Below are 23,764 nucleotides of genomic sequence, written 5' to 3'. Positions count from 1 at the left end.
GGTTCCAGTCCACGGGGCCGTTGGGCACCGTCATCGCAGTAGTTCATCATCCGCCTTGCTGGGCGGTTGCGGATGTCAGATCCTTCGACACTCTATGTGTAGACCTGACGCCTGTCTGGCGATAGATCACCTTTTCGTGATGAATCAGCGTCAACATGTGTCCATGACCATCGTTAACGACCCGGCAATATGTCCGCCTCGACGGAAATATCAGCGCAACTAGGCGCTCTTATGGTTGCGACATGGCTAAGGAATTGCCCCCGGGGATCGAGATCAGCGGGTTGTCGAAGACGTTCAAAGTAGGCCGCAAAACAGTCGACGCGCTTGGTTCGGTTGACCTCCATACGGAGAATGGGGCGTTCCTCTCGTTGCTTGGCCCGTCGGGGTGTGGCAAGTCGACGGTGCTGCGCATTCTCGCCGGTTTGGACACGCCGACCGCCGGTACCGCGCGCATCAACGGGCACACGCCCGAGCAATTGCGGTCAGGACATGAGCTCGGTATCGCGTTCCAGGATTCGGCGCTGCTGCCGTGGCGGTCGGTCGAGTCGAATATCGCGCTGCCGTTGCAGGTTGCTGGGCTGCCCGCCGCGCCTGATCGCGTCGCCGAACTGATCGCCCTTGTTGGGCTGGAAGGGTTCGAGAAGGCCAAGCCCGCGCAGTTGTCTGGCGGTATGCGGCAACGTGTTTCGATCGCTCGCGCGCTTGTGGTTCAACCGTCGGTGCTGTTGCTTGACGAGCCGTTCGGCGCACTCGATGACATGACGCGTCAGCGGCTGAACCTCGAACTGCTGAGGATCTGGACGTCGAAACCGGCGACAACATTGATGGTCACCCACGGCATCAGCGAAGCGGTCTTTCTTTCCGACGTGGTCGCGGTGATGAGTCCGCGTCCTGGGCGTGTCATTGAACTCGTCACCATCGACTTGCCGCGTCCGCGTACTCCGGAAATGATGCGCACGCCCGAATTCCACAAGGTCTGCGACTACCTCTCTGAGCTGCTTTTTGGTCGAGGTGTGGCGTGAAGGGTCGGCTAGCCGGGCTCGCCGGAGTCTTAGTTCTGCTTGTCGGTTGGTCGGCGCTCGCGGCCTTCGGCGTCGCAGGCGGCACGATTCCGTCGCCGTTGCGCGTGGTCTCGACCATGTTCACCGACGGGTGGGCGCTATACGGGCCCAACTTCGCGATTACAGCGCGAGGCGCGCTGCTTGGGTTCCTTTGGGGAAACCTGCTGGCCCTGGGCTTGGCGGTGCTTGTCATGCTTGTCCCGCGCGTTGAACCGCTGGCGACCCAGTTGGCGATTCTCAGTTACTGCACGCCGCTCGTTGCGCTTGGGCCGATCATCCTCGTTGTGTTCGGTGGGCGAACCCCGACGGTGTTCCTCGCCGCGATGTACTGCTTCTTCACCACGATGGTTGGCGCGGTCGCCGGGCTACGGTCGGCCGATTCGACGAGCATCGACCTGATCCGCGCGTACGGCGGCGGGCGCTGGCAGGAGCTTTACCGGGTGCGGGCGATCGCGGCGTTGCCGTCGATTTTCGCCGCGCTGAAGATCGCCGCGCCTTCGGCGGTGCTCGGCGCGATCATCGGCGAGTACCTCGGTGGCGTCGACAGCGGGATCGGCGTCGCGTTGACCGCGGCCCAAACCGCCTACAACGTGCCGCGCACGTGGGGCATGGCGCTCGCCGCCGCCGCCCTCGCCGGACTCGGATACTTGCTGGTCGCCGCACTCGCGCGCGTTGTCACCCCGTGGACTAAGGAGGTCGCGCGATGACCGTGCTGACCCGCATTGGTCGCTTCTTGCTGCCGCTGCTGATCTCGCTCGTGCTCCTGTTCGTGATCTGGACGGTGTTCCTCAAAGCCTTCCCACAGATCGGACCGCGCGTCGGGAAAACGCCGAGCGATATCTGGACGTATCTGAGTGAATCGCCGACAGCACGAACCGCGATCCTCGACGACCTGACGATCACACTCACCGATGCTGCGACTGGCTTCGTTTTCGGGATGTTCGGCGCGCTCGCCGTTGCCGCGATCTTCGTCGTGTCTTCGGTTGTGCGACAGACGTTTATGCCCGTCGCGATGCTGTTGCGTTCGGTGCCGCTTGTCGCGTTGAGTCCGATCGTCGTGCTGATTTTCGGACGCGGCACGTTTGGTGTCACGGCGTTGGCCGCGATCGTCGTGTTCTTTCCCGCGCTCGTCATGATCATGACCGGACTGCGTGAAGCACCAAGGCAGGCAATGGAATTGGTTGCCGTCTATGGCGGGACGCGCTGGACCGGGCTGCGGATGGTCGCGGTGCCCGCCGCGCTGCCGTCGATTTTCGCCGCCGCGCGAGTGTCGGTGCCAGGCGCGCTTATTGGTGCGCTACTCGGTGAATGGTTGGGCAGCGGAACAGGATTGGGGGCTTCGTTGGTGCGCGCTATTCCGATGTTTCAGTACAATCGGCTATGGGCGTCGATCGTAGTTGTCACCATTGTTTCGGTTCTTCTTTACGCGATTGTCGGCGTGATTGAGAATCTTGTGCTAGCGCGATTTGGCCCTAATGCTGGCCGAATCACCAGCGGCGCGTAGGGAATAGCCGTGGAACGTGTTGGAAAAGAAAACGAAACACGGCGACTCTACATTCGAGAAATGAACAGTATCGACCGTCGTTCCTTTCTCCGCTTTTCCGCGATGTCGGGCGTTGCCCTCGGTGGAGCTGGCTTGCTCGCCGCCTGTGGTGGCGCGTCCGGCACGTCCGCGGATGGTTCGTCGTCCGACGGATCGAAATACGGCAAGGTCGCGATTCAGCTTTCGTGGATCAAGAACATCGAATTCGCGGGTGAGTATTTCGCGGACTCGAAAGGCTATTTCAAGGATGCGGGATTCGGTGCGGTAGACCTCGTCGCGGGTGGCGCGGCGAGCACGTCAGTTGAGGCTGGCCTCGACACCGGAAAGGTGTGGCTCGGCCTCTCCGCACCGCAGACCACCGCGCCCGCGATCCTTGAAGGCCTGCCCGCCAAGATCGTTGGCGCGACCTTCCAGAAGAACCCGTTCTGCATCGTGAGCTCGGCGGCCAAACCCATCAAGACGCCCGCCGATATGAAGGGTCGCAAGATCGGCGTGCAGGACACGAACCTGCTGATCTTCAACGCCCTCCTCGCCGCGAACGGGATTAAGCCGAGCGAAGTCACGATCGTGCCCGCACAGTTCGACCCAACGCCGCTTGCCAACGGTGAGGTCGACGGGTGGGTCAGCTACGTGACCAACGAGCCAATTACCTTGGCGTCGAAGGGTTTCGCGAACACCAACTTCCTGTTCGCCGATTTCGGTTTGCCGCTTGTCGCGGAGACGTTGACGGTGAAGCAGTCGACCATCGACAAGGAGCGCGACAAGCTCAAGGCGTTCCTGACCGCGCAGATCAAGGGTTGGAAGGACGCGGTCGCGTCACCCGCCGAGTCGGCCCGCTTGGCAGTTGAGGTGTACGGCAAGGACCTCAAGCTGAGCTTGGACGAGCAGACGCTTGAGGCGACGGCCCAGAACGACTTGATCGTTTCCGCGGCAACGAAGAGCGACGGTTTGTTCACGATGACCGACGCGCTGATCGAGCAGAACATCGCGGCGTTGAAGACGGCGAAGATCGACATCAAGGCGTCGCAGCTGTTCGACCTGTCAGTTTTGCGCGAGGTTTACGCGGAGAACCCGGGGTTGAAGTAGGGGAATTAGTGGCGCGTGGACGGACCGTTGAAGGGGTTAACGGCTCATCCGCGCGCCATTAGTGTTGCGGATAAGGCTGGGTCAGCCTGAGGCCGCGATGAACTCCGTCAATGCGGGTCGGAGATTTTCGAAAGCCGAAGTGAAACGCGATCTTTCGGATGCGCCGATCCCGTTTCGCGCCGCAACCGATTCCCATTGCGCGGTGGCAGCGAGCACTTCGGACAGTATCGTTGCGGCTTGTCTAGGGCCGATGCCGCACGCCTCGGCCAACACCGCCAGCCCATCGACTTCTTCCGCGCCGACGCGCGCGCCTGCGATAGAGGTCATTCTCGGTTCCGCCGCTTCGGGATTGGGGTTGATGTCGAATACCGGTGCCAACCGCCAGCCACCTCGCGTGCGGAGGAATCCGTGATTGCGCAAGTGATCGTCGGTGTTGTGAATAGCGACGCTGAAAGCCACCCGCCGCCAAAGGGCGGCCAGGTCCTCGGCGGGCTGGTCGCCCTGATCGGGCAATTCCTCGATGACATCGAGGTAGTCGTGTCCTCCGCCGTCGCGACCGCCGATCATGGTCATCGCGCTGACGTAGCCGATACGGGTGCTGCCCTCCCGGTCGAATCGCTCCAAGACGAGAACTCCGCGACCATCGACACGATGCAGCGAGTGGCGCGGCGTTGCGATTCCCGCGAGTTCCGCGAGATCGATCGCGGTTTTCTCCCATGCCATCACATCCCAGTTGTCGGCGTGGTGACCGAACTTCGCGATGTAGAGGGTGTCCCCGTCGCGGACAGATGCTTTCGGCCGAGCGCCTCCCAGCGTGGCGGTGCCCGCGGCTAACAGAAGTTTGAGATCGCTGAAATCGTGGTCGTCGCGCGCGAGATGGTCGGCGGCGCGAAGAAGCTGCGGCAACTCGATCATTTTGGGTACAGCGGAATCGGGGTCGAGGAAGTCGCTAGCACCCTCGGCGCTAAAGCGAAGTGCGCCCTGACGTGTGTAATCGCCTACGCCGGTGAGAAAGTCGACGGACGTCAGCGCGCGGGCCTTCGTTGACTGATCTCGACCGCGAAGGCGTTGGCGAATGAGATTGCGCCCCCATCGGTCGGGCGCGCTGTCGGCGAAAGCACCAGGCAAGCTAGCGACGTGGTGCTGCCCTTGATAGAGCGGCAGCGAGGGGTCTAGCGCGTAGGCGTCTGGGCGCCGCAGGTAGTCCTGTCGATACCCGAACGCGGTCGCCAAGCTGCCACGGTGTGTGAAATAGGCGGTGCCGACGGGGACCGTCTCGCCATTGATATCGACCCACACGGCGAGCTGATCGGTCATTGCCGCACCCGCTTCGGCAATTTCTGGTCAGCGCGGGCGCGACCTAAGTCAGTCTCGTAAGGGTCGATGGCTTTGACGGCTTGGTCGAGTTGGCCCAACGCGCGCAGCGTGTTGAGGTACGTGCCCATCGAGACACCAAGTTCGCCTTGTTCGAGGCGCCGCAGCGTGGACCGCGAGATGCTAGCGCGGTCAGCGACCTGTTCGGCGGTGAGATTGAGCAGTTTGCGCCAGGTGGTGATGTGCTCGCCAAGCTCACGAGCGGCGCGATTGACGCGGGGCGATGGACGCTTCATCGACAATCCTTACGGTGCGTAGGCTGTTCATTGTAGTGGTTTATGGGCGATATACGCGCCATTATCTTCGCGTGTTGCCCCGCTACGCCTGGCATTTCGCTCACTGAAGGCGGGCAACAGCCGCCAAACCTACGGTCAGCGGCCAATTTCAGTCTTCGGGTGCCGACCCGTGACGGTAGGGTCCTGACGGTGAGCACGCCGCGTCGCCTCGTTGACCTCCCGATAGTCGATGAGCTCGTGGGCTCGTTAGTTGTCGCAGTGAAGCTGGGACGGGACTTTGTGGTCCGGCTCGATTTATCTGGTGCGTTGCTTTCGGTCTACGCGCTCTCGTGGCGCATCGATGGACCAGAAGGAGCGGTAGTCGGAAGCCAAGACTCACCGCGGTTTATTGACGTCGCGCTGGCGTCGTTGGTGTTGAAAAGGCTCACCGCGATTGAGGTCCAGGCATCAAGTCTCGACACCGTTTTCTTCTTCGAAGATCTGCGTTTGCGCATATTTCCAGAAACATTTCGCCAGGGGGACGGTGCACCTCCGTTTTGGACGCTGAAGGGGCCGGATCGGAAGTTCGGTGTCGGGTGGAACGGCGGGCGGTCGGCGTCTGGCGCCGCGGCCGAGCATGAGTTTTCGCAGACCGTACAGGTTCGCCCACGAGTCACAGCAACACCAGAATTTGCGCTAGACGGGAAGATTTGGTCGCTGCCATGTGTGCCGATTTCCGACACCGCATGGGTGGCAGGCAGCATGTTCTCTCTCCACTTCGGTGGCGGCAGAAGCGAGATTCCACGGCGTCGTGTTGTCATGCGCGACGATGTCGCATTGCTGATCGGCAACGTGCCATGGCGAATTGAGAGCGAAGACGCCGCCTACCTGGGTTGGCAGGATCCGCGCGAGGAGATTGAGTCACGGATTGAGATTCTCAGGGACCGCCGCTTGCTTGGAATGAGCCGGAACGACGACGGGGAGGTAGTTTTCGAGTTCGATGGACTCCGTCTGCGCGTTTTCGCCCCACATTCGGGCAACGACGAAACTATCGAACCGGGAGACGTAGGCGAATGGAATTTGATGCTTGCCAGCGGCGACACCATCGTGGGCAACGCGCGGGGGAGGTTATCTGCCTTCTCCCACCCGACACTGTTCTATCTTTTCAGCTTCGAAGCGACAGAAGATCAGCGATGGGGTCGAGATCCGGAAGTCCTCAAGTGACGAGGGGTTGACGCGGTCGAGCGTGAATCACGTTGGAACGCTGGCTGATCCACTTGCTGTGCGAGACGCCAGAACCGCCGGTAGCGTCAGTCGCGTGCGCATCCTGGGGAAACCGTTTGGCAGCGGCTACATCACGTTCAAATCTGCGGACGATGGGGGACGGCAGACTGGGCGGCCGACAGGGCCCGTGTATGGGGCGAACGCCCGTGTGGTCGGTGCGGCGCCCGGTACCTTCTCTGAATTGGTGTCGATGCTGATCGAGCTCCCGGGAACCGTCACCGACGGACGGGAACTCGTTCGGTTCGGCTTTATCGCTCCGGAGATAGTTGCCCCCTCCCTCTATCCGGGGGCCGTGATCTCGGTTTCCGAGGGCCCGGTCAAGGTCGTCGCCGACCTGACCGTCGCGGAAATCTACGGAGACGTCGCAGTCGAATCCGACTAAATCGCCATTCCAACTGCCGTATGCGCCCCATAATCGCGCTGTGCTGCCAAGCGCAAACCTGCGCGGGCCGCCAAGAAATCGGCCGTGATGAAAACCGCGGTTTCCGCAGGGGTGCGCGGGCCCGATTCCAAACCTGCGGGGACGTGCAAACCCGCCAACGTCGACTCGTCGAACCCGCCGGCACGCAGGTCGTCTAGACGGCGGGCCTGGTCGGCTGGAGTGCCAAGGGCCGCAAGGTAACCCAGTTCCGGCAAGCGCAATGCCACCGTCAGCAACGGGATTTCGAAGCGCGGCTCGTTCGCCAAAACCACGATGCCCGTGCTTGAGTCAATCTCGCCCGCGGCCGCGAGGGTGTTCAAGTAGCGGTGCGGCCAATCGCAAACAACCTCAACGCCGGGGAACGACGCAGGGTCGGCGAATTCGGCGCGCGAATCGCAAATGCTGACGCGGTAGCCAATCATTTTCGCCTGCGTCGCCAATGTCGCCGCGTACGCGTTCGCGCCGAAGATAATCAGGCGCGGCGGCGGGCAGTACGACGCGACGAACAAATCCGATTCCGGCAGCGCGACCAATTCCGTCGCATGCTTGCGATCGGTGACCAAATGCTGGCCGATCACGTCAGGATCCTGATTCCACACCACGGTAAAGACGGTCACGCGGCGGTGCGCCTGAATATCGGCGGCGATAGCTGGGAACTCCGGGAAATCGCGGCAGGAGAACGGCTCGACGAAAATGTCGACGAGCTGCCCGTCGTCGGACGTGGACTCCATCCCGGTGACCATGCTGTAGCGACGTAGTTGCCGGGTGCCGGTGCGGGCGGCTTCGAGTGCGGCCGCGTAAACGGTCTCTTCGAACCGCCCCGCGCCGATGGACCCGAAGACGCCACCGTTGGGCGTGACGAGCAACGCGCTACCAATGGGAACGGCGTCGGTCCCGATGGTACGGACCACGGTGGCGAGACCCCCGGTTCGGCCTGAATGCCACACTCGCAGAAGGTCATCGACGATATCGCGCATAGCTCTTAACTCCGATCGACCGTGTCGATGACTTCCGGGAAATCGCGATCGTTCCCAGCCGCCAAGTCATCGCACGTGACGCACACCATATCTTGTCGAGCGCCCAAATAGGAACCCGCTCCGTGATCACCTACTAAAGACCCTGAAATCGCCCCCCAGTGCTTGTTCTCGATCACGGCAGGGTGGCCTGGTGTGTCGTGGAACACAGCGCGGGCGATGCCGCTTTCGCTGGAACGGGCGGCGGCGAGCACGCGGGCGACGACATCGGCACCAATATCGGGAACATCAACGGGCAAGAACGCGACGTAACGCGAATTCGATTGTCCCGCAATGAAAAACCCGCTTCTGACGGTAGCAGAAAGGCCCGTCGCCCAGTCGGCGACCCAGTGCCAGTTCGCGCCCGCTGGCACGAGGTCGGGGTTGGGTCCGGTCGCGCCGAGTAGCACGGTGACCGAGTCGCATCCGCCGTCACGCAAAGCCGCGACCGCGCCGCGCAACCACGCCCCGTTTTCGGCAAGCGCCTTGGGTTTGCCATAGCGCGTCCCAGCGCCCGCGGCCAACACGATGCCAACGCATGACGCGTCGGCTTTCGCTGCTGGTTGGGGCATGGGTGCGAAGGTAGCGACCTGATGTTGCTAGGGGATTACGGGCGAGCAGCTCCAAGACGACGACACGCTGACGTGACCGACCCCACAACGATGGCAACGGCCGCGAGTTGGGGCAATGCTTGAGCGATGACAAGCAACGCCATCGCCGATTTCAACGCCATGCCCGCCGACGCGGCGCGTGCGGCATTGCTTGCCTGCTGTTCCGCGCCGAGCTGGGCCGACGCGTTGACGGCGGCGCGCCCGTTCGCGACGGTCGACGACCTGCTCGCCGCAGCCGACGCCGCGCTCGTCGACATCGACATTGACGCCGCGCTCAGCGGTCATCCGCGCATCGGCGACCGACCAACTTCGGCCGCGTCCGCCCGCGAACAGGCTGGTGTTGAAGGCGACGAAGTGCGCGCAGCGTTAGCGGCTGGCAACCGGGCTTATGAAGCCAAATTCGACCACATTTATCTGGTGTGCGCGGCTGGGCGCAGCGGTGAGGAATTACTCGCGGTGCTCGAAGCAAGGTTAGGCAATGATCCGGCAACCGAAAGGGACGTTATGCGAACCGAATTGGGCAAGATCAACCGACTGCGCCTGCTTCGATTGGTTGGTGAATAACCATGACGAGTTTGTCGACGCACGTTCTTGACGCTGTTCGTGGCGTACCTGCCGCCGAGGTCGGAGTGTGGTTGACCCACGGTGACCGGCGCGTCGCCGAAGCGCTCACCGACGCTGACGGTCGCATTAAAGAACTCGCCGCTGGCCTCAATCCCGGCGACTACCTGCTGCATTTCGACACCGGCGCGTACTTCGCCGCCCAGGGCGTCGAGACGTTTTATCCCCAAGTCGTTGTCACCTTCACGGTGGGTGAGCAGTCGCATTTGCACGTGCCACTGTTGCTTTCGCCGTTCGCCTATTCCACCTATCGAGGGAGCTGACCATGCCATTAAGCGGTGCCATTGAGTTGACCGACAACCGATACGGCAAAGCCGAGAACCGGGTTGTGCGGTTTTTCAAGCAGGACGCGCGCCACGAGATCCGCGATGTGAACGTGACGACGACCCTGCGCGGCGATTTCGCCGAGGCATACACCGAAGGTGACCAGCGTCACGTCTTGCCGACGGATACGCAAAAGCACATGACGTTTGTGTACGCGCAGCGTGGCATCGAAACGATCGAGGGTTATGCGCTGGGGCTCGCCGCGCATTTCGTTGATTCGGTTGAGCCGGTGACCAGCGCGCGGATCGACGTCGAGGCCTACGCGTGGCAGCGGATTTCGATTGACGGCGTTGAGCACGATCATTCGTGGTCGCGGTTGGGGCCGGAGGTGCGAACCGCCGCGGTCACGGTTTCGGGTGACGGCACGTGGGTGGTCGGCGGGATCAAGGACTTGGTCGTGCTCAAGTCGACCGGTTCGGAATTCAACGGGTTTCTGGTCGACGAGTTCACGACACTCCCGCCAACCGATGACCGAGTTCTCGCCACGTCGCTTGTCGTGAACTGGCGGTTCGCCGACACGACCGGTTTCGACTGGGACGAGGTTTTCGCCGGGATTCGCGCGACGCTGCTTGAACTGTTCGCCACCACGTATTCCAAGGCGCTGCAACAGACGCTGTACGCGATGGGAACCGCTGTGCTCGAACGGTTTCCGATGCTCGCCGAGATTCGACTCTCCGCGCCGAATAAGCATCACTTCGACTACAACCTTGGGCAGTTCGGGATCGAGAACAAGGGTGAGGTGTTTTGGGCGGCCGACCGGCCGTATGGCTCGATCCACGCGACCCTGACTCGCTCGGACGCACCAGAAGCGGGGCCGGCATGGGAAGCGTGAACCTGCTCATCACCGGTTGCGCGATCGCGACCGTCGACGCTGCTGGCACCGAATATCGCGACGGCTGGGTTGCCGTGAGCGGCAACAGAATTGACTCCATCGGCGAAGGAACGCCGCCGGATTTCGGGCCCGACGTTGCGCGCATCGACGGGCGCGGCTGCCTGCTCACACCGGGGCTGGTGAACACCCATCACCACCTCTACCAGTGGGCAACGCGCGGACTCGCCGCCGACAACACGCTTTTCGAGTGGCTGACCACGCTCTATCCGGTGTGGTCGCGCATTGACGAGAAGTCGGTACACACCGCGGCAACCGGGGCGCTGGTCGCCCTTGCCCGGAGTGGCTGCACCACGTCGTCGGATCATCACTACGTTTTCCCGCAGGGCGGTGGCGACCTGCTTGCTGCCGAGATCGCGGCGGCGACCGAAGTGGGGTTGCGGTTCCATCCGGCGCGCGGGTCGATGGACCTCGGACAGAGCCAAGGTGGGTTGCCGCCGGACTCGGTTGTCGAGTCCATCGACGGCATCCTCGCCGCGAGCGTCGCCGCCATCGACACCTGGCACGACCCGTCGTTCGACTCGATGGTCCGCATCGCGCTCGCGCCCTGTTCGCCGTTCTCGGTGACGGCCGACCTCATGCGCGAATCGGCAGCGCTCGCGCGCTCGGCAGGCGTTCGGCTCCACACGCACCTCGCCGAAACCATCGATGAGCAGGAGTTTTGCCTCGAAACCTTCGGTTGCACGCCCGCCCAGTACATGGAGCGACTTGGCTGGCTCGGCGACGACGTTTGGTACGCGCACGCGGTGCATCTCGATGACGAGGCGATCGGCGCGATGGCGCGAACCGGGACTGGCGTCGCGCATTGCCCGACGTCGAACGGCCGACTTGGGGCTGGCATCGCGCGCACCGCTGACCTCGTCGCGGCCGGCGTCCCGGTTGGGCTCGGCGTCGACGGGGCGGCGAGCAACGAGTCGTCGTCGCTGATCGAAGAGCCGCGCAACGCGTTGCTGTATGCGCGGGCCGTTGGTGGGCCGCGCGCGATGACGGTCCGCACCGCGCTTGAACTGGCGACGATGGGCGGGGCACGTGTGCTTGGCCGCGACGCCGAGATTGGTTCGATCGAGCCGGGCAAACTCGCGGACTTGGCGCTGTGGCGAGTCGATACCGCAGCACATGCGGGAATCGCTGATCCGGTCGTCGCGCTGATTCTTGGGTCAGCTCCGCCGCTTGCCGCGTTGATCGTGAACGGGCGCGAAGTGGTGCGCGACTCAGTGGTGCTGACCGTCGATGAAGAAGCGGTTGGCGTGCAGGTTGCCGCAGCTCAGGCGGCATTAGTAGGCGAGTGAATCGGCGTTAACCGGAGCGAAATTTCCGGCGGTTGTCGCGCAACATCGTGGCAACCGCACGCACTTAGTGTTGGCAACGATTAGTCATGACCCGCGCTGCATCGAAGAGATCCCGCGCTGCGTCGAAGTGAGCCGAGGAGGGCTTGTGGATCTAGATACCGTGACCCAAGTGCACCTGGCTCGCGACCGCGCCGACCTGGCGCGGCTCGGCCCTGGTTGCTCGGTGCTCGCCGGCGGCACGTTCCTGTATTCGGAACCGCACGACAACATCGACGCGCTGGTCGACATCACGACTCTCGGTTGGCCAGCCCTGCGTGTTTCCGATGCTGGGTTGGAAATCGCCGCGACGTGCACACTCGCGGAATTTGCCGGGGCGCGTCCCGGGCGTGAACTCGGTACCACGCTGATGAAACCGGAGTGGCCGGGCACGGCGTTGTTCGCGCTATCGTGCCGGGCGTTGCTCGCTTCGCACAAGATTTGGCGGACGGCGACGGTTGGCGGAAACGTTTGTTTGTCGCTGCCTGCCGGAGCGGTGCTTGGTTCCTTGGTTGCGCTGGATGCGGTCGCGACCGTGTGGGGTCCGCTCGGCGAGCGCTCGATTCCGTTGCGCGAGTTTGTGTTTGGTCCCGGCGTGAACGCGCTGCGTGAGGGCGAAGTGGTGCGGAGCTTCCTCGTGCCGACGTCAGGGTTGTTGTCGCGCACCAGTTTTCGCAAGATCGCTCTCGCGCCGCTTGGGCGGTCGGGGTCGGTCGTGATGGGTGTGGCAATGCCGGACGGTTCGTGCGCGGTCACGATCACCGCAGCGACCGACCGACCTGTCGTTCTCGAATTCGACACTGTCCCAGCCGAAGACGCGGTCGCGCGCGCGGTTGCGTCCATCGACCCGGCCCGCTGGTTCGACGACCCCCACGGCGCGCCTGATTGGCGCGCGCACGTGACCGGGTTGTTGGCGCGCGAAGTGGTTGGCGAGCTACGGGACACGGGAAGTGCGCCGACCGCGCTCTCGTAGTCCCCAACGACTAGCTCACGAAGATCAAGGTAGGAGGCGTGCAGTGCAACTCGACGTAGATGGCGTCGCGCGAGAGGTCGCCGCGCGCCCGGGACAGTGTTTGCGGACTCTCCTGCGGGAAAACGGTGTGTTCGCGGTGAAGAAGGGCTGCGACTCGGGCGACTGCGGGGCGTGCTCGGTGCTGCTCGACGGCGAACCGGTCCACTCGTGCCTGATCCCGGCACACCGCGCGGAGGGTCGCGCGGTGACGACAGCGGCGGGTATCGCGCCGAATGCGGTGCAGCGCAAGGTAGTTGAGTGCGCTGGGTTTCAGTGCGGGTTCTGCACGGCGGGGATGGTTGTGACGGCGACCGGGCTTGCTGCCAGATCGGGTGAGGCGACAGCGCGCGGTAACGGGGCTGCTGCCGAGCAGCCACAGGCGGGCGCGCTTGGGGGGTACGCCGCGACGTCGGGACTCGCGGGCGACAACGGGGCGCAGGCCGGAGACACGCGGGTAATTGATGCCGAGCATGCGGAACTGATGAAGGGCAACCTGTGCCGCTGCACGGGGTACCGCTCGATCGCGGACGCGCTGGTGAGCGCGGGGGAAACAGTTTCCGACGCGGTTGGGATCGATGCTGCGGCGGCAGGGGAGAGCCGCGCGACGGTCGCGGGTGCTGGCGAAGCCGGTGCGCTCGGGGTGTGTGCGTCGGGAGCTGCCGGGCATGCAGTCACTGTTGGCTGCGAGACCCGGACCGCGAACGGCACCACTGGAGCGCTGTCCACGGAGCACGCGACCGCTGCCGGATCGGTCGCGGAAGCAGCGGCCAGCGCTGCCGTGAGTCCTCGGGACACCTGTGGACAACTTGGTGGGGTGATGCGGGCGGCCGTTCGGGCCGGGCAGGTTGGGGACGGGGTTCGGGCACCTGCGGGGGAGCGGATTGTGCGTGGAGCCGAGCCGTTCACCTTTGATGTTTCCGCTGGTGAAGGGGATAACGCGCCGCCCATCGCGCCCTGGCACCTTGCCGTGCTGCCCAGTCCGCACGCGCACGCGCGCATCATCAACATCGACACCTCAGCCGCCGAAGTAATCCCCGGCGTCCGGCTCGTGCTCACCCACCGCGACGCACCCAAGGTCGCGTTTTCCACAGCTCGGCACGAGCTACGCACCGACGATCCCGACGACACCCTCGTCATCGATTCGACCGTCCGGTTCATCGGGCAGCGCGTCGCGGCCGTTGTCGGCGATACCCTCGACGCCGCCCGCGCCGGAGTGCGCGCGCTGCGCGTCGAATACGAAGTGTTGCCCGCGGTGTTCACCCCGGACGAGGCGCTCGCCGAAGGCGCGCCCGCGATTCATGGCGACAAGTCCGGCGACACGGCGCGTATCGGGGACGCCGCCCGCAACATCATCACCGAAATCAAGGGCGGTGTCGGCGAATTCGACGCTGCGGTCTCGGACGCGGCCAAAGTTGTTCGCGGCGTTTGGTACTCACCGCGAGTCCAGCATGTGCATCTGGAAACACACGGTGGCATCGGGTGGCTCGACGACGACGGGCGGCTCGTCATCCGCGCGAGCACGCAGGTCCCGTTCCTCGTGCGCGACGAACTTTGCCACGTGTTCGGCCTCCCACGCGACCGCGTTCGCGTTTTCGCGACACGACTCGGTGGCGGCTTCGGCGCGAAGCAGGAATTGCTCGCCGAAGACCTCATCACCCTCGCGGTTTTGCGCACCGGCCACCCGGTCCAATACGAATTCACTCGCACCGACGAATTCACTTCGGCCACTTGCCGTCACCCGATGCGCGTAGAAGTCACGGCAGCCGCGAATAACCAAGGCAAACTCACTGCTCTCGGCGTGAACGTGGTCGCCGATGCGGGCGCGTACGGCAACCACAGCATCGGCGTGCTCTACCACTCGGTGGGCGAGTCGCTCGCGGTCTATCGCTGCGCCAACAAGCATGTCGACGCGAAAGCCGTGTACACCAACAACGTTCCGTCGGGCGCATTCCGTGGATATGGACTCGGCCAGGTGAGTTTCGGCGTCGAATCGGCGATCGACGAATTAGCGCGAGAACTCGGCATCGATCCCTTCGAATTCCGACGCGCGAACGTGGTTGTTCCCGGCGATGAATTCACCAGTTTCGAAGTCGATGAAAGTGACATGGGCTTCGGCAGTTACGGTCTCGACCAGTGTCTTGACCAGGCACAAGCGGCATTGCGGGCGTCGAGCGACACCGTCGACGACGAGTGGCGAATGGGGGAGGGCATGGCCGTCGCGATGATCGCGACGGTGCCGCCGAACGGTCACCATTCGCACGCGACCGCCCAACTCCGCGCGGACGGACTTTATGAACTCCACGTCGGTACCGCCGAATTCGGCAATGGCACAACAACAGTCCACGCGCAATTGGCGGCGACCGCGCTGAAAACCTCGGCCGACCGCATTGTGATTCGTCAATCCGACACCGACCTCGTCGACCACGACACCGGTGCGTTCGGCTCAACCGGCACGATGGTGGGCGGCAAAGCCTCGTACGCGGCGGCGTCGGAACTGCACGCGATGCTGCTCGCGCGGGCGGCGAAGGTGAGCGGCCACCCCGAACGCGACTGCGTGCTGGAACGCGACGGCGTGCGCTGCGGCGACGAACTGATCGGCACGGCCGCGCTGCTGGCAGACGGCGCGCTCATCGCCCACGGCAACCACGCTGGCACCCCGCGTTCGGTGAGTTTTAATGTGCACGCGTTTCGCGTCGCCGTTAACCCCGAGACGGGCCAGGTCCGCGTTTTGCGGTCGATTCAAGTGGCAGACGCTGGCACGGTGATCAACCCCGTGCAATTGCGCGGGCAGGTCGAAGGTGGCGTCGCGCAAGCGATGGGAACCGCGTTGTATGAGGACATGCGCAGCGAAAATGGCGCGGTGACAACGAAAACCCTGCGGCACTATCACATTCCGCAGTTCGCCGACTTGCCGCGAACCGAGGTCTATTTCGCCGAAACCAGTGACAACTTGGGCCCGCTTGGGGCGAAATCAATGAGTGAGTCCCCGTACAACCCCGTTGCGCCCGCGCTTGCGAATGCGATTCGTGATGCGATCGGCGTCCGTCCGAACCGTTTACCGATGACCGCCGACCGCGTGTGGCGACTCATCAAGGAAGGAGCCGCCGGGTGAGTTCACGATTGCCCGAACATGTGCGTGCCCGCGTCGACGCGATTCTCAACACGGTCGATGCGGATTTGCGTGTGCGTTATCCGGGACCGAATGGGCGTGACCAGCCGATTCACACCGTTTATGTGCCCGCTGATCGAGCCAATGCTGTCACCCCTGCGGAATGGGGAGCTGGCGCGTTGCGTTTGCTCGACCAGCAGCGGGAATTGTTCACCGAACTCGATACCGCGAATTCGCTTGACGCCGTGCGGGAGCGAATAACCGCCGCGCCAATTCAAGACTTGCGCATCGATTTCGAGGACGGCTACGGATTCCGGTCCGACGCCGAAGAAGATGATGCGGCTATCGCGGCCGGGCGCACCCTCGCTGAATACGCTAAAAACCCGGCAGCGCCAACAATATTCGGCATCAGGACGAAAGGTCTCGCAGGTCCGGAACGGGCACGCGCACTCCGCACGCTCGAACTGGTCATCGACACGCTCGGCGAGATCCCCGACGGTTTCGTGTTCACGATCCCGAAAATCCGCGCGGTTGATCAAGTGGTGGCTGCTGCCGCGCTGTGTCACGGACTTGAGCGCGGATACGCGCTGCCAGATCAGAGCCTGCGGTTCGAATTGCAGATCGAAAGCCCGCAAGCGGTTATCGGACCCGCAGGAGCAACGCCGATTCCCGAGATGATCGCGGCCGCCGAAGGGCGCTGTACCGCACTGCATTTCGGAACATACGACTACACCGCGGCCTGCGGAATCGCCGCCACCGAGCAGGCGCTCGACCATCCAGCCGCCGACTACGCCAAGTCGGTAATGCAGGTCGCCGCCGCTGGGACCGGCGTATGGATCGCCGACGGTTCGACGCAAATCGTGCCCGAAACCGACCCCGAGGCCGCGATCGTGAACCATCACCGGTTGGTCGCCCGGGCTTTGCGGCGTGGCTACTACCAGGGCTGGGACATGCACCCGGGTCACCTGGTCACGCGCTGGTTGGCGACCTACAACTTCTTCCGTGCGGCAAGCGACGTCGCGGTGCCGCGACTGTCCGCGTACCTTGCTCGCCGGTCCGGCGGGGTTGTCGACGAGCCAGCCACCGCCGAGGCGCTCGCCGCGACCGTGCTGCGTGGACTTCGCGCAGGGGCGATTGACCAAACGCAATTACGTTCTGTCGCAACAGAACTCGACCTCGATACGCTCGAAGCGCTGACCACCCGCGCCTTTACTTTCGACAAGGAGAACCGGTGACTGACGCCTTCACGCTGCTGCCCGACCTAGCCGTACGTCCGCTCGGCGGGTCCGTGATCTGGGCCAACGACGAGTTCTTCGCGGAAAAAGAGAACCTGATCAACCCCGGTCCCGCCGACTACCAGTCGTCGACGTTTGGGCATAAGGGGCAGGTGTATGACGGCTGGGAGACACGGCGGCATCGCGGTCTGCCCGGCGACGACGAAGCCATCGTGCGCCTCGGCGTGCCGGGGGTAATTCGGGGCATTGTCGTCGACACGGCGTGGTTCAAGGGCAATTACCCGCCGGAGGTGTCGGTTTTCGGACTTGAAGTTGACGGATATCCGCCAGCCACCGAGATTGCCGAGCGAACCGATTGGGTTCCACTTGTCGATCGCGCGAAAGTCGAAGGGGACGCGGTCAATTCGTTCACCATCGACTCTGATGCGCGCTGGACGCATGTGAAGCTCGTGATGCACCCTGACGGTGGCGTCGCGCGACTGCGCGTGCACGGTGAGGGGCGGCCCGATCCGAAGCTGCTTGGCCTCGGCCCGCTTGATCTTGCCGCGCTGGAAAACGGCGCGCTCGTGCTCGACTGCTCGAACCGGTTTTACAGCTCGCCTAACCAGTTGCTGTACCCGGGCAACGCGCGCGTGATGGGCGACGGATGGGAGACCGCGCGGCGCCGCGATGACGGAAACGATTGGGTGCGAATCAAACTCGCGGGACCGGGGGCGATTCGCCTCGCGGAACTCGACACGTCGTGCTTCCTCGGCAACAGCCCTGGCTCGGCTTCGCTGACCGGCATTACCGCCGACGGGACCGAGGTCGAATTGCTGCCGCGCACCCCGTTGCTGCCCGATACTCGCCACCGTTTCCCGCTTGAGCCGGTCGCGGCTTCTGTTGAGGAAGTGCGGCTCGATGTGTTTCCCGACGGCGGCATGGCCCGCCTTCGCCTGTTCGGAGAGTTGAGCGCATGATTCGCGATTTCGTTGGGTACGGACCGACGCCGCCGGACCCGCAGTGGCCTGATGACGCGCGGATCGCGGTGCAGTTCGTGCTCAATTATGAAGAGGGCGGCGAGAATAACGTCCTTGACGGGTCGCCGCACTCGGAGACGTTTCTTTCCGAGATGACGCCAGCTGAAGCGTTCCCGAACCGGCATATGAGTATGGAATCGCTGTACGAATACGGTTCGCGTGTCGGATTGTGGCGCGTGTTGCGGGCCTTCGAGCGGCGCGGATTGCCGTTGACGATCTTCGCGGTTGCCCAAGCGATGCAACGCAATCCGGAAGCGGTCGCCGCGTTCGCCGAGCTTGGGCATGAGATCGCGAGCCACGGGTTGCGCTGGAAGTCCTACCAGCTCAGCGATATTGAGGACGAGCGGGCCGACATGGCCGAAGCGGTGCGCATCCTCACCGAGCTGACCGGTGCCGCGCCGCTTGGCTGGTACACCGGTCGGGACTCGCCCAACACTCGCGAACTGGTGGTTGAACACGGCGGTTTCGCCTACGACTCGGACTCTTACGCCGACGATTTACCGTACTGGACACCGGTTTCCGGCCAGGACCACCTGGTCGTCCCGTACACGCTGGACACCAACGACATGCGGTTCGCATCACCCGCGGGTTTCCCAAGCGGCGAGCAGTTTTTCGCGCATCTACGCGACGCCTTCGACGTGCTGTACCGCGAGGGCGAGGAGGGCAGCCCGAAGATGCTGTCAGTGGGTTTGCACTGCCGCTTGGCAGGCCGCCCGGCCCGCACCGCGGCATTGGAACGCTTCCTCGACCACGTCCAGTCCCACGACAAAGTTTGGGTAGCCCGTCGAATAGAAATCGCCGACCACTGGAAAAAGGTGCACCCGCCCAGCGGGCGGCTAGTCGCGACAGGGGCCTAAGCGAATAGAGCGCGCACGAACGGGACGGAGTCGGCCAACGACGCGTTCACTGTCTTGTCGTGGTCGGTCGGGTACGTGTGCAGGGTTACCGGTTCGCCGTTCGCGGCCAATTCCGCTGCCCAGCGCAAGGTTTCGGGGGTGAGGACGTCGGTGTCTTTCAAGCCCTGGCCCAAGAAAAGTGGCCGGTCATAGCCGGAGGCCGGTAAGCCCATGTAGCTGGTCAACAGGCCGTGGACGTTCGGGATGTCGCTCAAGGGGCGGGCGAAGAAGCTGCCGATGCTGGGCTTCTCGGCCGCCAATTCCTCGCCCAACTCGCCGATGCAACCCGACTGCGCGCGAGCGAGCCAGGTGCGGCCTGATTCGGTGAGGAAGCTGTCGATGTTGAGGTCGGGGTAGGTCGTGCGTAGGCCGCTCAGGATGTAAAGCACATACGCCGACAGGTGCGCGCTCACCGCGACCGGCAGCATGCCGGGGCCTGCGAATTGAATCGCGTCTTCGATGTAAGCGGGGGTGCCGGTCGCGACCGCGCCGCGATAGTCGAGCGACGGGCCGCCGAAGGAGGTCGCGTGCCGCGCGGTGCTCACCGCGGCACCGCCACCCTGCGACTGCCCGACCACCGCCCACTTGTTCGACAGCGACGGGTACTGCGCGGTCGCGGCCTTCACCGCGTCGACAACGTTGTGCGCTTCGACAACGCCGTTGAGGTACGGGTGCTCGCCAGGTCCACCGAGACCCGCGTAATCGGCGGCGACGATCGCGTAACCCTGGTCGAGCCATGTGCGCAGGTACGCCCAGTCGCGCTCGACAGCGGCAGGACCAGCGACGCTGTAGGCGCAGTTGTCGCCGAGCCCGACCGTCCCGTGCGCCCACGCGATGACCGGCCAGCCGCCAGCGGGTGCCTGACCCGCGGGGAAGTAGACGGCCGCGCTTGTCGTGACAGGCGCGTCGCCGACCGTGGTCGACCGGTAGAGCAGTCGCTCGGCGCGCGCGGAACCGGGCAGCGTGGCTTGCGTCGACAGTGCTTCGACCCCGACGACCGAGCCGACACCAGCGGCGGGCTGAGCCGTCGCGGTAGCGGCGAAGGGCAACATACTCAACGCGATGACCGCGATGACCGACTTACGCATGGTCCTCTTTCGTCCAAACTCCAGGCCGATAATGCCCGACCGGATATGACAAGTCCCACCCCGGGTGACCGGGGACACGTGGATGTCGTAATGCGATGGATGACTTCGGTATTTCCTCGGTGGTGTCTCCGCGTAGTGCATGGCCGTTGTCGAGCGCATGCCGCCACTATTGGGGGCAGCTTAAATGAGGGCGTAATGGCTCAATGACCAGCATCAAAGTGTTGAAATGCTGTTGTTTTAGTTTGACCGAGCCAGGGGAACACATGAAGCGAATTGTTGTCGGCATACTGCTGTTCGGCGGGATGCTCACGGGTGCGGTCGCGCCAGCCGCCGCGCAAGCGCCCGAGCCGCAACCAGCAGCGAGCTCGCCGGAGGTTGGCGGGCGGCTCGACGGGATCGCACGTGCGACGCCAATCAATTATTACGGTGGCAGCTCGCCGTTCTACACCAAGACCTGCACCTATGACGGGCCTCAACCCTGCGTCTATGGCGGCCCGCTCGCTGCTCTGGCCCGGCTCATCGACACTGGGTCGGGCGGATGGGGGATCGGGTCGAGCATGCCGTGACGCGCATCTTCGCGCACTCGCGGGAGGCCTCGTCGTCTGGTGACGGCGGGGCCTTCGTGCTGTGTCCGAAATGAGTGACGACACGCACATGTCCGTGACCCGGCGTGGTGTGTGAAACACCTCACAGAGTGAAAGGCTTGGGTGTGTCGCGGCCTGACCGCATGAAGATCGCTAACAGTACGAGCGTTATGCTAAAACTCCTGGTCAGCACTACCCAGCGGTAACTGCGACTCTTGCAATTAGCCCGCAAATTTCGCAAAGTTAGCAAACACGACGGCAAACCTAGCTGAGATTCACACAAGCAACAGGTAGACGGCCATTTCCTGGTGTGCCATCGTGTGGAAGTACACCCCACAGGCGCTAGTTCGCTCTAGCAAGCCTGCAAAGCGCTTAAGCAGTTATGAATCGCGCAAGCGGTTCGGATCGCTGAGCACCGACCACACGAGGAAGTGGAGTCAAGAGATGTCTCTCCCCGGCACCCCGAAGACCGCTGCGGAAATTCAGCAGGATTGGGACACCAACCCGCGCTGGAAGGGCCTGACCCGCAGCTACACCGCCGAGCAGGTTTCGAAGCTGCAGGGCAACGTTGTCGAGGAGCACACCCTCGCTCGTCGCGGTTCGGAGATCCTGTGGGATCTCGTGAACAACGAGGACTACATCAACTCGCTCGGTGCCCTCACCGGCAACCAGGCCGTGCAGCAGGTTCGCGCCGGCCTCAAGGCCATCTACCTGTCGGGCTGGCAGGTCGCTGGTGATGCCAACCTCTCGGGCCACACCTACCCGGACCAGTCGCTGTACCCGGCCAACTCGGTTCCGGCCGTGGTTCGTCGCATCAACAACGCGCTGCTCCGCGCCGACGAGATCTCCAAGGTCGAGGGTGACACCTCGGTCGCCAACTGGCTCGCCCCGATCGTTGCCGACGCCGAAGCTGGCTTCGGTGGCGCGCTCAACGCCTACGAGCTGCAGAAGGCCATGATCGCCTCCGGCGCCGCTGGCGTGCACTGGGAAGACCAGCTCGCCTCGGAGAAGAAGTGCGGCCACCTCGGTGGCAAGGTGCTCATCCCGACCCAGCAGCACATCCGCACCCTGACCTCGGCCCGTCTCGCGGCTGACGTCGCCGACGTGCCTTCGGTGATCATCGCCCGCACCGACGCCGAGGCCGCCACCCTCATCACCTCCGATGTGGACGAGCGCGACCGCGAGTTCCTCGACGGCACCCGCACCGCTGAGGGCTTCTTCGGCGTGAAGAACGGCATCGAGCCCTGCATCGCGCGCGCCAAGGCGTACGCCCCTTACGCCGACCTCATCTGGATGGAGACCGGCGTGCCGGACCTCGAGGTCGCACGCAAGTTCGCCGAGTCGGTTCGCAGCGAGTTCCCGGACCAGCTGCTGGCCTACAACTGCTCGCCTTCGTTCAACTGGAAGGCGCACCTGGACGACGCGACCATCGCGAAGTTCCAGCGTGAGCTCGGCGCGATGGGCTTCAAGTTCCAGTTCATCACCCTCGCCGGCTTCCACTCGCTCAACTACGGCATGTTCGACCTGGCGCACGGCTACGCTCGCGAGGGCATGACCGCGTTCGTCGACCTGCAGGAGCGCGAGTTCAAGGCCGCCGCCGAGCGTGGCTTCACCGCCATCAAGCACCAGCGTGAGGTTGGTGCCGGCTACTTCGACACCATCGCCACCACGGTTGACCCCAACACCAGCACCGCCGCGCTGAAGGGCTCCACCGAAGAGGGTCAGTTCCACTGATCCGCGACGGGGTTCGCATGAGCCCCAACGCTTTTCCTCTACGCACGTAGGGGTGTACGCCCTCCCTTGTCGATCAGCCCCGACAGGGGAGGGCATCCCTATATGTTGGGAAATACGCGACCCAGAGGGCGAACATCGCTTGCTCCCAGCTTTTGCGGCAGGCGAGAACTGATTTCGCAAGATCCGGGTAACTCACCGGGGACGACCAAAATTTCATCGGCACCCACCGCAGCCACGGGTGCAAGACTGACAACGGCTATCTGCCGCCCGCCAAGTCGCGGGGAGGCGGAACAAGCCGACCAAAATTGAATCGGCACTCACGCAGCCACGGGTGCCTGACTGACAACGGCACATCAGCCGCCCGCAGAAGTCGCGGGGAGGCGGAACGGAGTGGACGTGAGCGACAAGATTCAGCGCGTTGGCATCATCGGCGCCGGACAGATGGGTGCGGGGATCGCGGAAGTGTGCGCACGCGCGCACGTCGACGTCCTCGTCTACGAAACCAGTCGCGAACTCGCCGCCGCGGGTCGCGCCCGCATCCTGCGTTCCCTCGACCGAGGTGTGAGCAGCGGCAAGATCACTGAGCGTGAGCGTGAGCAGGCCGCGTGGCGGTTGCGTTTCACTTCCGACCTTGGCGATTTCGCCGACCGCCAGCTCGTTGTTGAGGCGGTTGTTGAGAACGAAGATGTGAAGACCGCCATCTTCCGCGAGCTGGACAAGGTCGTCACCGACCCCAACGCCGTGCTCGCCTCCAACACCTCGTCGATCCCGATCATGAAGATCGCCGTCGCGACCGCTAACCCGGAACGTGTTGTTGGCCTTCACTTCTTCAACCCGGTGCCCGTGCTGCCGCTTGTCGAGTTGATCACCACGCTCAAGACCAGCGATCCGGTCACCAAGCGTGCCGAGCAGTTCGCCGCTGACATTCTCGGCAAGCAGGTTGTGCGTTCGGCCGACCGTTCGGGCTTCGTCGTCAACGCTCTGCTTGTCCCGTACTTGCTTTCGGCGATCCGCATGGTCGAGTCGGGTTTCGCGACCAAGGAAGACGTCGACAAGGCGATGGTCCTCGGCTGTGCTCACCCGATGGGCCCGCTCGCGCTCACCGACCTCGTTGGCCTCGACACCGTGAAGTCGATCGCGGACTCGATGTACACCGAGTTCAAGGAGCCGCTGTACTCGGCCCCGCCGCTGCTGAGCCGCATGGTTGAAGCGGGCCTGCTTGGCAAGAAGGCCGGCGCGGGCTTCTACCAGTACTAAACCAGTACGAGAAACCTCTGTCGTCGCGGGAATGCGAACGGTGTTCCCGCGACCTCCGGTGTG

At 63.8% G+C, this 23,764-nt stretch carries 23 protein-coding genes; 18 read left to right on the top strand and 5 right to left on the bottom strand.

Annotation, left to right across the window (positions count from 1 at the left end):
- Positions 1 to 242: 242 nt before the first annotated feature.
- Genes IEX78_RS11850 through IEX78_RS11835 form a run of 4 tightly spaced genes read left to right on the top strand, consistent with a single transcriptional unit; the run spans position 243 to position 3,690 of the window.
- Complete coding sequence (locus tag IEX78_RS11850) at positions 243 to 1,022, top strand: ABC transporter ATP-binding protein (RefSeq protein ID WP_188828949.1); 780 nt, start codon at positions 243 to 245, stop codon at positions 1,020 to 1,022.
- Entirely contained in the window at positions 1,019 to 1,768 is a 750-nt protein-coding gene (locus IEX78_RS11845) for an ABC transporter permease (RefSeq protein WP_188828948.1), read from the top strand. The genes IEX78_RS11850 and IEX78_RS11845 overlap by 4 nt, the downstream gene beginning before the upstream one ends.
- Positions 1,765 to 2,565 (top strand): ABC transporter permease, encoded by an 801-nt coding sequence (locus IEX78_RS11840; protein WP_188828947.1) that lies wholly within the window; start codon positions 1,765 to 1,767, stop codon positions 2,563 to 2,565. Before IEX78_RS11845 ends, IEX78_RS11840 begins: the two co-directional genes overlap by 4 nt.
- A gap of 60 nt (positions 2,566 to 2,625) precedes the next feature.
- Positions 2,626 to 3,690 carry an ABC transporter substrate-binding protein gene (locus tag IEX78_RS11835; protein WP_188828946.1) on the top strand — a complete coding sequence of 355 codons (1,065 nt, stop codon included), beginning with the start codon at positions 2,626 to 2,628 and terminating at the stop codon, positions 3,688 to 3,690.
- Positions 3,691 to 3,771: 81 nt separating this feature from the next.
- Here the strand turns inward: IEX78_RS11835 and IEX78_RS11830 are convergent, their stop codons facing one another.
- Both IEX78_RS11830 and IEX78_RS11825 read right to left on the bottom strand, forming a co-directional pair.
- On the bottom strand, positions 3,772 to 5,007 hold the full coding sequence (locus IEX78_RS11830; RefSeq protein ID WP_188828945.1) for a type II toxin-antitoxin system HipA family toxin: 1,236 nt from the start codon (positions 5,005 to 5,007) through the stop codon (positions 3,772 to 3,774).
- Entirely contained in the window at positions 5,004 to 5,300 is a 297-nt protein-coding gene (locus IEX78_RS11825) for a helix-turn-helix domain-containing protein (protein ID WP_188828944.1), read from the bottom strand. Before IEX78_RS11825 ends, IEX78_RS11830 begins: the two co-directional genes overlap by 4 nt.
- A gap of 189 nt (positions 5,301 to 5,489) precedes the next feature.
- On the opposite strand from IEX78_RS11825, the gene IEX78_RS11820 reads away from it, so the two are divergent.
- Entirely contained in the window at positions 5,490 to 6,503 is a 1,014-nt protein-coding gene (locus IEX78_RS11820) for a hypothetical protein (RefSeq protein WP_188828943.1), read from the top strand.
- 94 nt (positions 6,504 to 6,597) lie between these two features.
- On the top strand, positions 6,598 to 6,945 hold the full coding sequence (locus IEX78_RS11815) for a hypothetical protein (RefSeq protein ID WP_188828942.1): 348 nt from the start codon (positions 6,598 to 6,600) through the stop codon (positions 6,943 to 6,945).
- Here the strand turns inward: IEX78_RS11815 and IEX78_RS11810 are convergent.
- Positions 6,942 to 7,961, bottom strand: coding sequence for an XdhC family protein (locus tag IEX78_RS11810; RefSeq protein WP_188828941.1), 1,020 nt, complete (start codon positions 7,959 to 7,961; stop codon positions 6,942 to 6,944). The genes IEX78_RS11815 and IEX78_RS11810 overlap by 4 nt on opposite strands.
- Positions 7,962 to 7,966: 5 nt before the next feature.
- Positions 7,967 to 8,569 carry a nucleotidyltransferase family protein gene (locus IEX78_RS11805; protein ID WP_188828940.1) on the bottom strand — a complete coding sequence of 201 codons (603 nt, stop codon included), beginning with the start codon at positions 8,567 to 8,569 and terminating at the stop codon, positions 7,967 to 7,969.
- A gap of 126 nt (positions 8,570 to 8,695) precedes the next feature.
- On the opposite strand from IEX78_RS11805, the gene uraD reads away from it, so the two are divergent.
- The 9 genes from uraD (at position 8,696) to puuE (ending at position 18,999) form a co-directional block, all read left to right on the top strand.
- A complete protein-coding gene (gene uraD / locus IEX78_RS11800) occupies positions 8,696 to 9,172 on the top strand; it encodes a 2-oxo-4-hydroxy-4-carboxy-5-ureidoimidazoline decarboxylase (protein WP_188828939.1) in 477 nt (158 codons plus the stop codon).
- 2 nt (positions 9,173 to 9,174) lie between these two features.
- The gene (gene uraH / locus IEX78_RS11795; RefSeq protein WP_188828938.1) at positions 9,175 to 9,492 is read left to right on the top strand and encodes a hydroxyisourate hydrolase; all 318 of its coding nucleotides are present in this window, start codon (positions 9,175 to 9,177) and stop codon (positions 9,490 to 9,492) included.
- 2 nt (positions 9,493 to 9,494) lie between these two features.
- Entirely contained in the window at positions 9,495 to 10,385 is an 891-nt protein-coding gene (gene pucL / locus IEX78_RS11790; protein ID WP_188828937.1) for a factor-independent urate hydroxylase, read from the top strand.
- Positions 10,373 to 11,731 carry an 8-oxoguanine deaminase gene (locus IEX78_RS11785; RefSeq protein ID WP_188828936.1) on the top strand — a complete coding sequence of 453 codons (1,359 nt, stop codon included), beginning with the start codon at positions 10,373 to 10,375 and terminating at the stop codon, positions 11,729 to 11,731. Before pucL ends, IEX78_RS11785 begins: the two co-directional genes overlap by 13 nt.
- Positions 11,732 to 11,876: 145 nt before the next feature.
- Positions 11,877 to 12,740 carry an FAD binding domain-containing protein gene (locus tag IEX78_RS11780; protein WP_188828935.1) on the top strand — a complete coding sequence of 288 codons (864 nt, stop codon included), beginning with the start codon at positions 11,877 to 11,879 and terminating at the stop codon, positions 12,738 to 12,740.
- A gap of 43 nt (positions 12,741 to 12,783) precedes the next feature.
- Entirely contained in the window at positions 12,784 to 15,891 is a 3,108-nt protein-coding gene (locus IEX78_RS11775) for a molybdopterin-dependent oxidoreductase (RefSeq protein ID WP_188828934.1), read from the top strand.
- Entirely contained in the window at positions 15,888 to 17,123 is a 1,236-nt protein-coding gene (locus IEX78_RS11770; RefSeq protein ID WP_229683895.1) for a DUF6986 family protein, read from the top strand. The genes IEX78_RS11775 and IEX78_RS11770 overlap by 4 nt, the downstream gene beginning before the upstream one ends.
- Complete coding sequence (gene alc / locus IEX78_RS11765) at positions 17,120 to 18,082, top strand: allantoicase (protein ID WP_188828933.1); 963 nt, start codon at positions 17,120 to 17,122, stop codon at positions 18,080 to 18,082. Before IEX78_RS11770 ends, alc begins: the two co-directional genes overlap by 4 nt.
- Positions 18,079 to 18,999: an allantoinase PuuE gene (puuE, locus tag IEX78_RS11760; RefSeq protein WP_188828932.1), complete on the top strand. Its 921-nt coding sequence runs from the start codon at positions 18,079 to 18,081 to the stop codon at positions 18,997 to 18,999. The genes alc and puuE overlap by 4 nt, the downstream gene beginning before the upstream one ends.
- On the opposite strand, the gene IEX78_RS11755 is transcribed toward puuE, so the two are convergent.
- Positions 18,996 to 20,126 (bottom strand): alpha/beta hydrolase family protein, encoded by a 1,131-nt coding sequence (locus IEX78_RS11755; protein ID WP_188828931.1) that lies wholly within the window; start codon positions 20,124 to 20,126, stop codon positions 18,996 to 18,998. The two genes, puuE and IEX78_RS11755, sit on opposite strands and share 4 nt — an antisense overlap.
- 263 nt (positions 20,127 to 20,389) lie before the next feature.
- Between IEX78_RS11755 and IEX78_RS11750 the strand changes: the two genes are divergently transcribed.
- The 3 genes from IEX78_RS11750 to IEX78_RS11740 all read left to right on the top strand — a co-directional run bounded on the left by IEX78_RS11750 (position 20,390) and on the right by IEX78_RS11740 (position 23,701).
- The gene (locus IEX78_RS11750; protein ID WP_188828930.1) at positions 20,390 to 20,692 is read left to right on the top strand and encodes a hypothetical protein; all 303 of its coding nucleotides are present in this window, start codon (positions 20,390 to 20,392) and stop codon (positions 20,690 to 20,692) included.
- A gap of 462 nt (positions 20,693 to 21,154) precedes the next feature.
- Positions 21,155 to 22,444 (top strand): isocitrate lyase, encoded by a 1,290-nt coding sequence (gene aceA / locus IEX78_RS11745; RefSeq protein ID WP_188828929.1) that lies wholly within the window; start codon positions 21,155 to 21,157, stop codon positions 22,442 to 22,444.
- A gap of 396 nt (positions 22,445 to 22,840) precedes the next feature.
- Entirely contained in the window at positions 22,841 to 23,701 is an 861-nt protein-coding gene (locus IEX78_RS11740; RefSeq protein WP_188828928.1) for a 3-hydroxybutyryl-CoA dehydrogenase, read from the top strand.
- The last annotated feature ends 63 nt before the right edge of the window (positions 23,702 to 23,764 follow it).

The organism is Nocardia camponoti (genome assembly GCF_014646135.1).
GTDB classification, from domain to species: Bacteria; Actinomycetota; Actinomycetes; order Mycobacteriales; family Mycobacteriaceae; genus Nocardia; species Nocardia camponoti.
Note: the sequence above shows the minus strand (reverse complement) of the source record. Positions and strands in the feature narration are given on the sequence as shown.

Coding starts and splice junctions, on each gene's coding strand:
- IEX78_RS11750 (WP_188828930.1), top strand. CDS start 20,390: ATGAAGCGAATTGTTGTCGGCATACTGCTGTTCGGCGGGATGCTCACG.
- IEX78_RS11850 (WP_188828949.1), top strand. CDS start 243: ATGGCTAAGGAATTGCCCCCGGGGATCGAGATCAGCGGGTTGTCGAAG.
- IEX78_RS11835 (WP_188828946.1), top strand. CDS start 2,626: ATGAACAGTATCGACCGTCGTTCCTTTCTCCGCTTTTCCGCGATGTCG.
- IEX78_RS11825 (WP_188828944.1), bottom strand. CDS start 5,300: ATGAAGCGTCCATCGCCCCGCGTCAATCGCGCCGCTCGTGAGCTTGGC.
- IEX78_RS11810 (WP_188828941.1), bottom strand. CDS start 7,961: ATGCGCGATATCGTCGATGACCTTCTGCGAGTGTGGCATTCAGGCCGA.
- uraH (WP_188828938.1), top strand. CDS start 9,175: ATGACGAGTTTGTCGACGCACGTTCTTGACGCTGTTCGTGGCGTACCT.
- IEX78_RS11805 (WP_188828940.1), bottom strand. CDS start 8,569: ATGCCCCAACCAGCAGCGAAAGCCGACGCGTCATGCGTTGGCATCGTG.
- pucL (WP_188828937.1), top strand. CDS start 9,495: ATGCCATTAAGCGGTGCCATTGAGTTGACCGACAACCGATACGGCAAA.
- aceA (WP_188828929.1), top strand. CDS start 21,155: ATGTCTCTCCCCGGCACCCCGAAGACCGCTGCGGAAATTCAGCAGGAT.
- IEX78_RS11840 (WP_188828947.1), top strand. CDS start 1,765: ATGACCGTGCTGACCCGCATTGGTCGCTTCTTGCTGCCGCTGCTGATC.
- uraD (WP_188828939.1), top strand. CDS start 8,696: ATGACAAGCAACGCCATCGCCGATTTCAACGCCATGCCCGCCGACGCG.
- IEX78_RS11755 (WP_188828931.1), bottom strand. CDS start 20,126: ATGCGTAAGTCGGTCATCGCGGTCATCGCGTTGAGTATGTTGCCCTTC.
- puuE (WP_188828932.1), top strand. CDS start 18,079: ATGATTCGCGATTTCGTTGGGTACGGACCGACGCCGCCGGACCCGCAG.
- IEX78_RS11785 (WP_188828936.1), top strand. CDS start 10,373: ATGGGAAGCGTGAACCTGCTCATCACCGGTTGCGCGATCGCGACCGTC.
- IEX78_RS11830 (WP_188828945.1), bottom strand. CDS start 5,007: ATGACCGATCAGCTCGCCGTGTGGGTCGATATCAATGGCGAGACGGTC.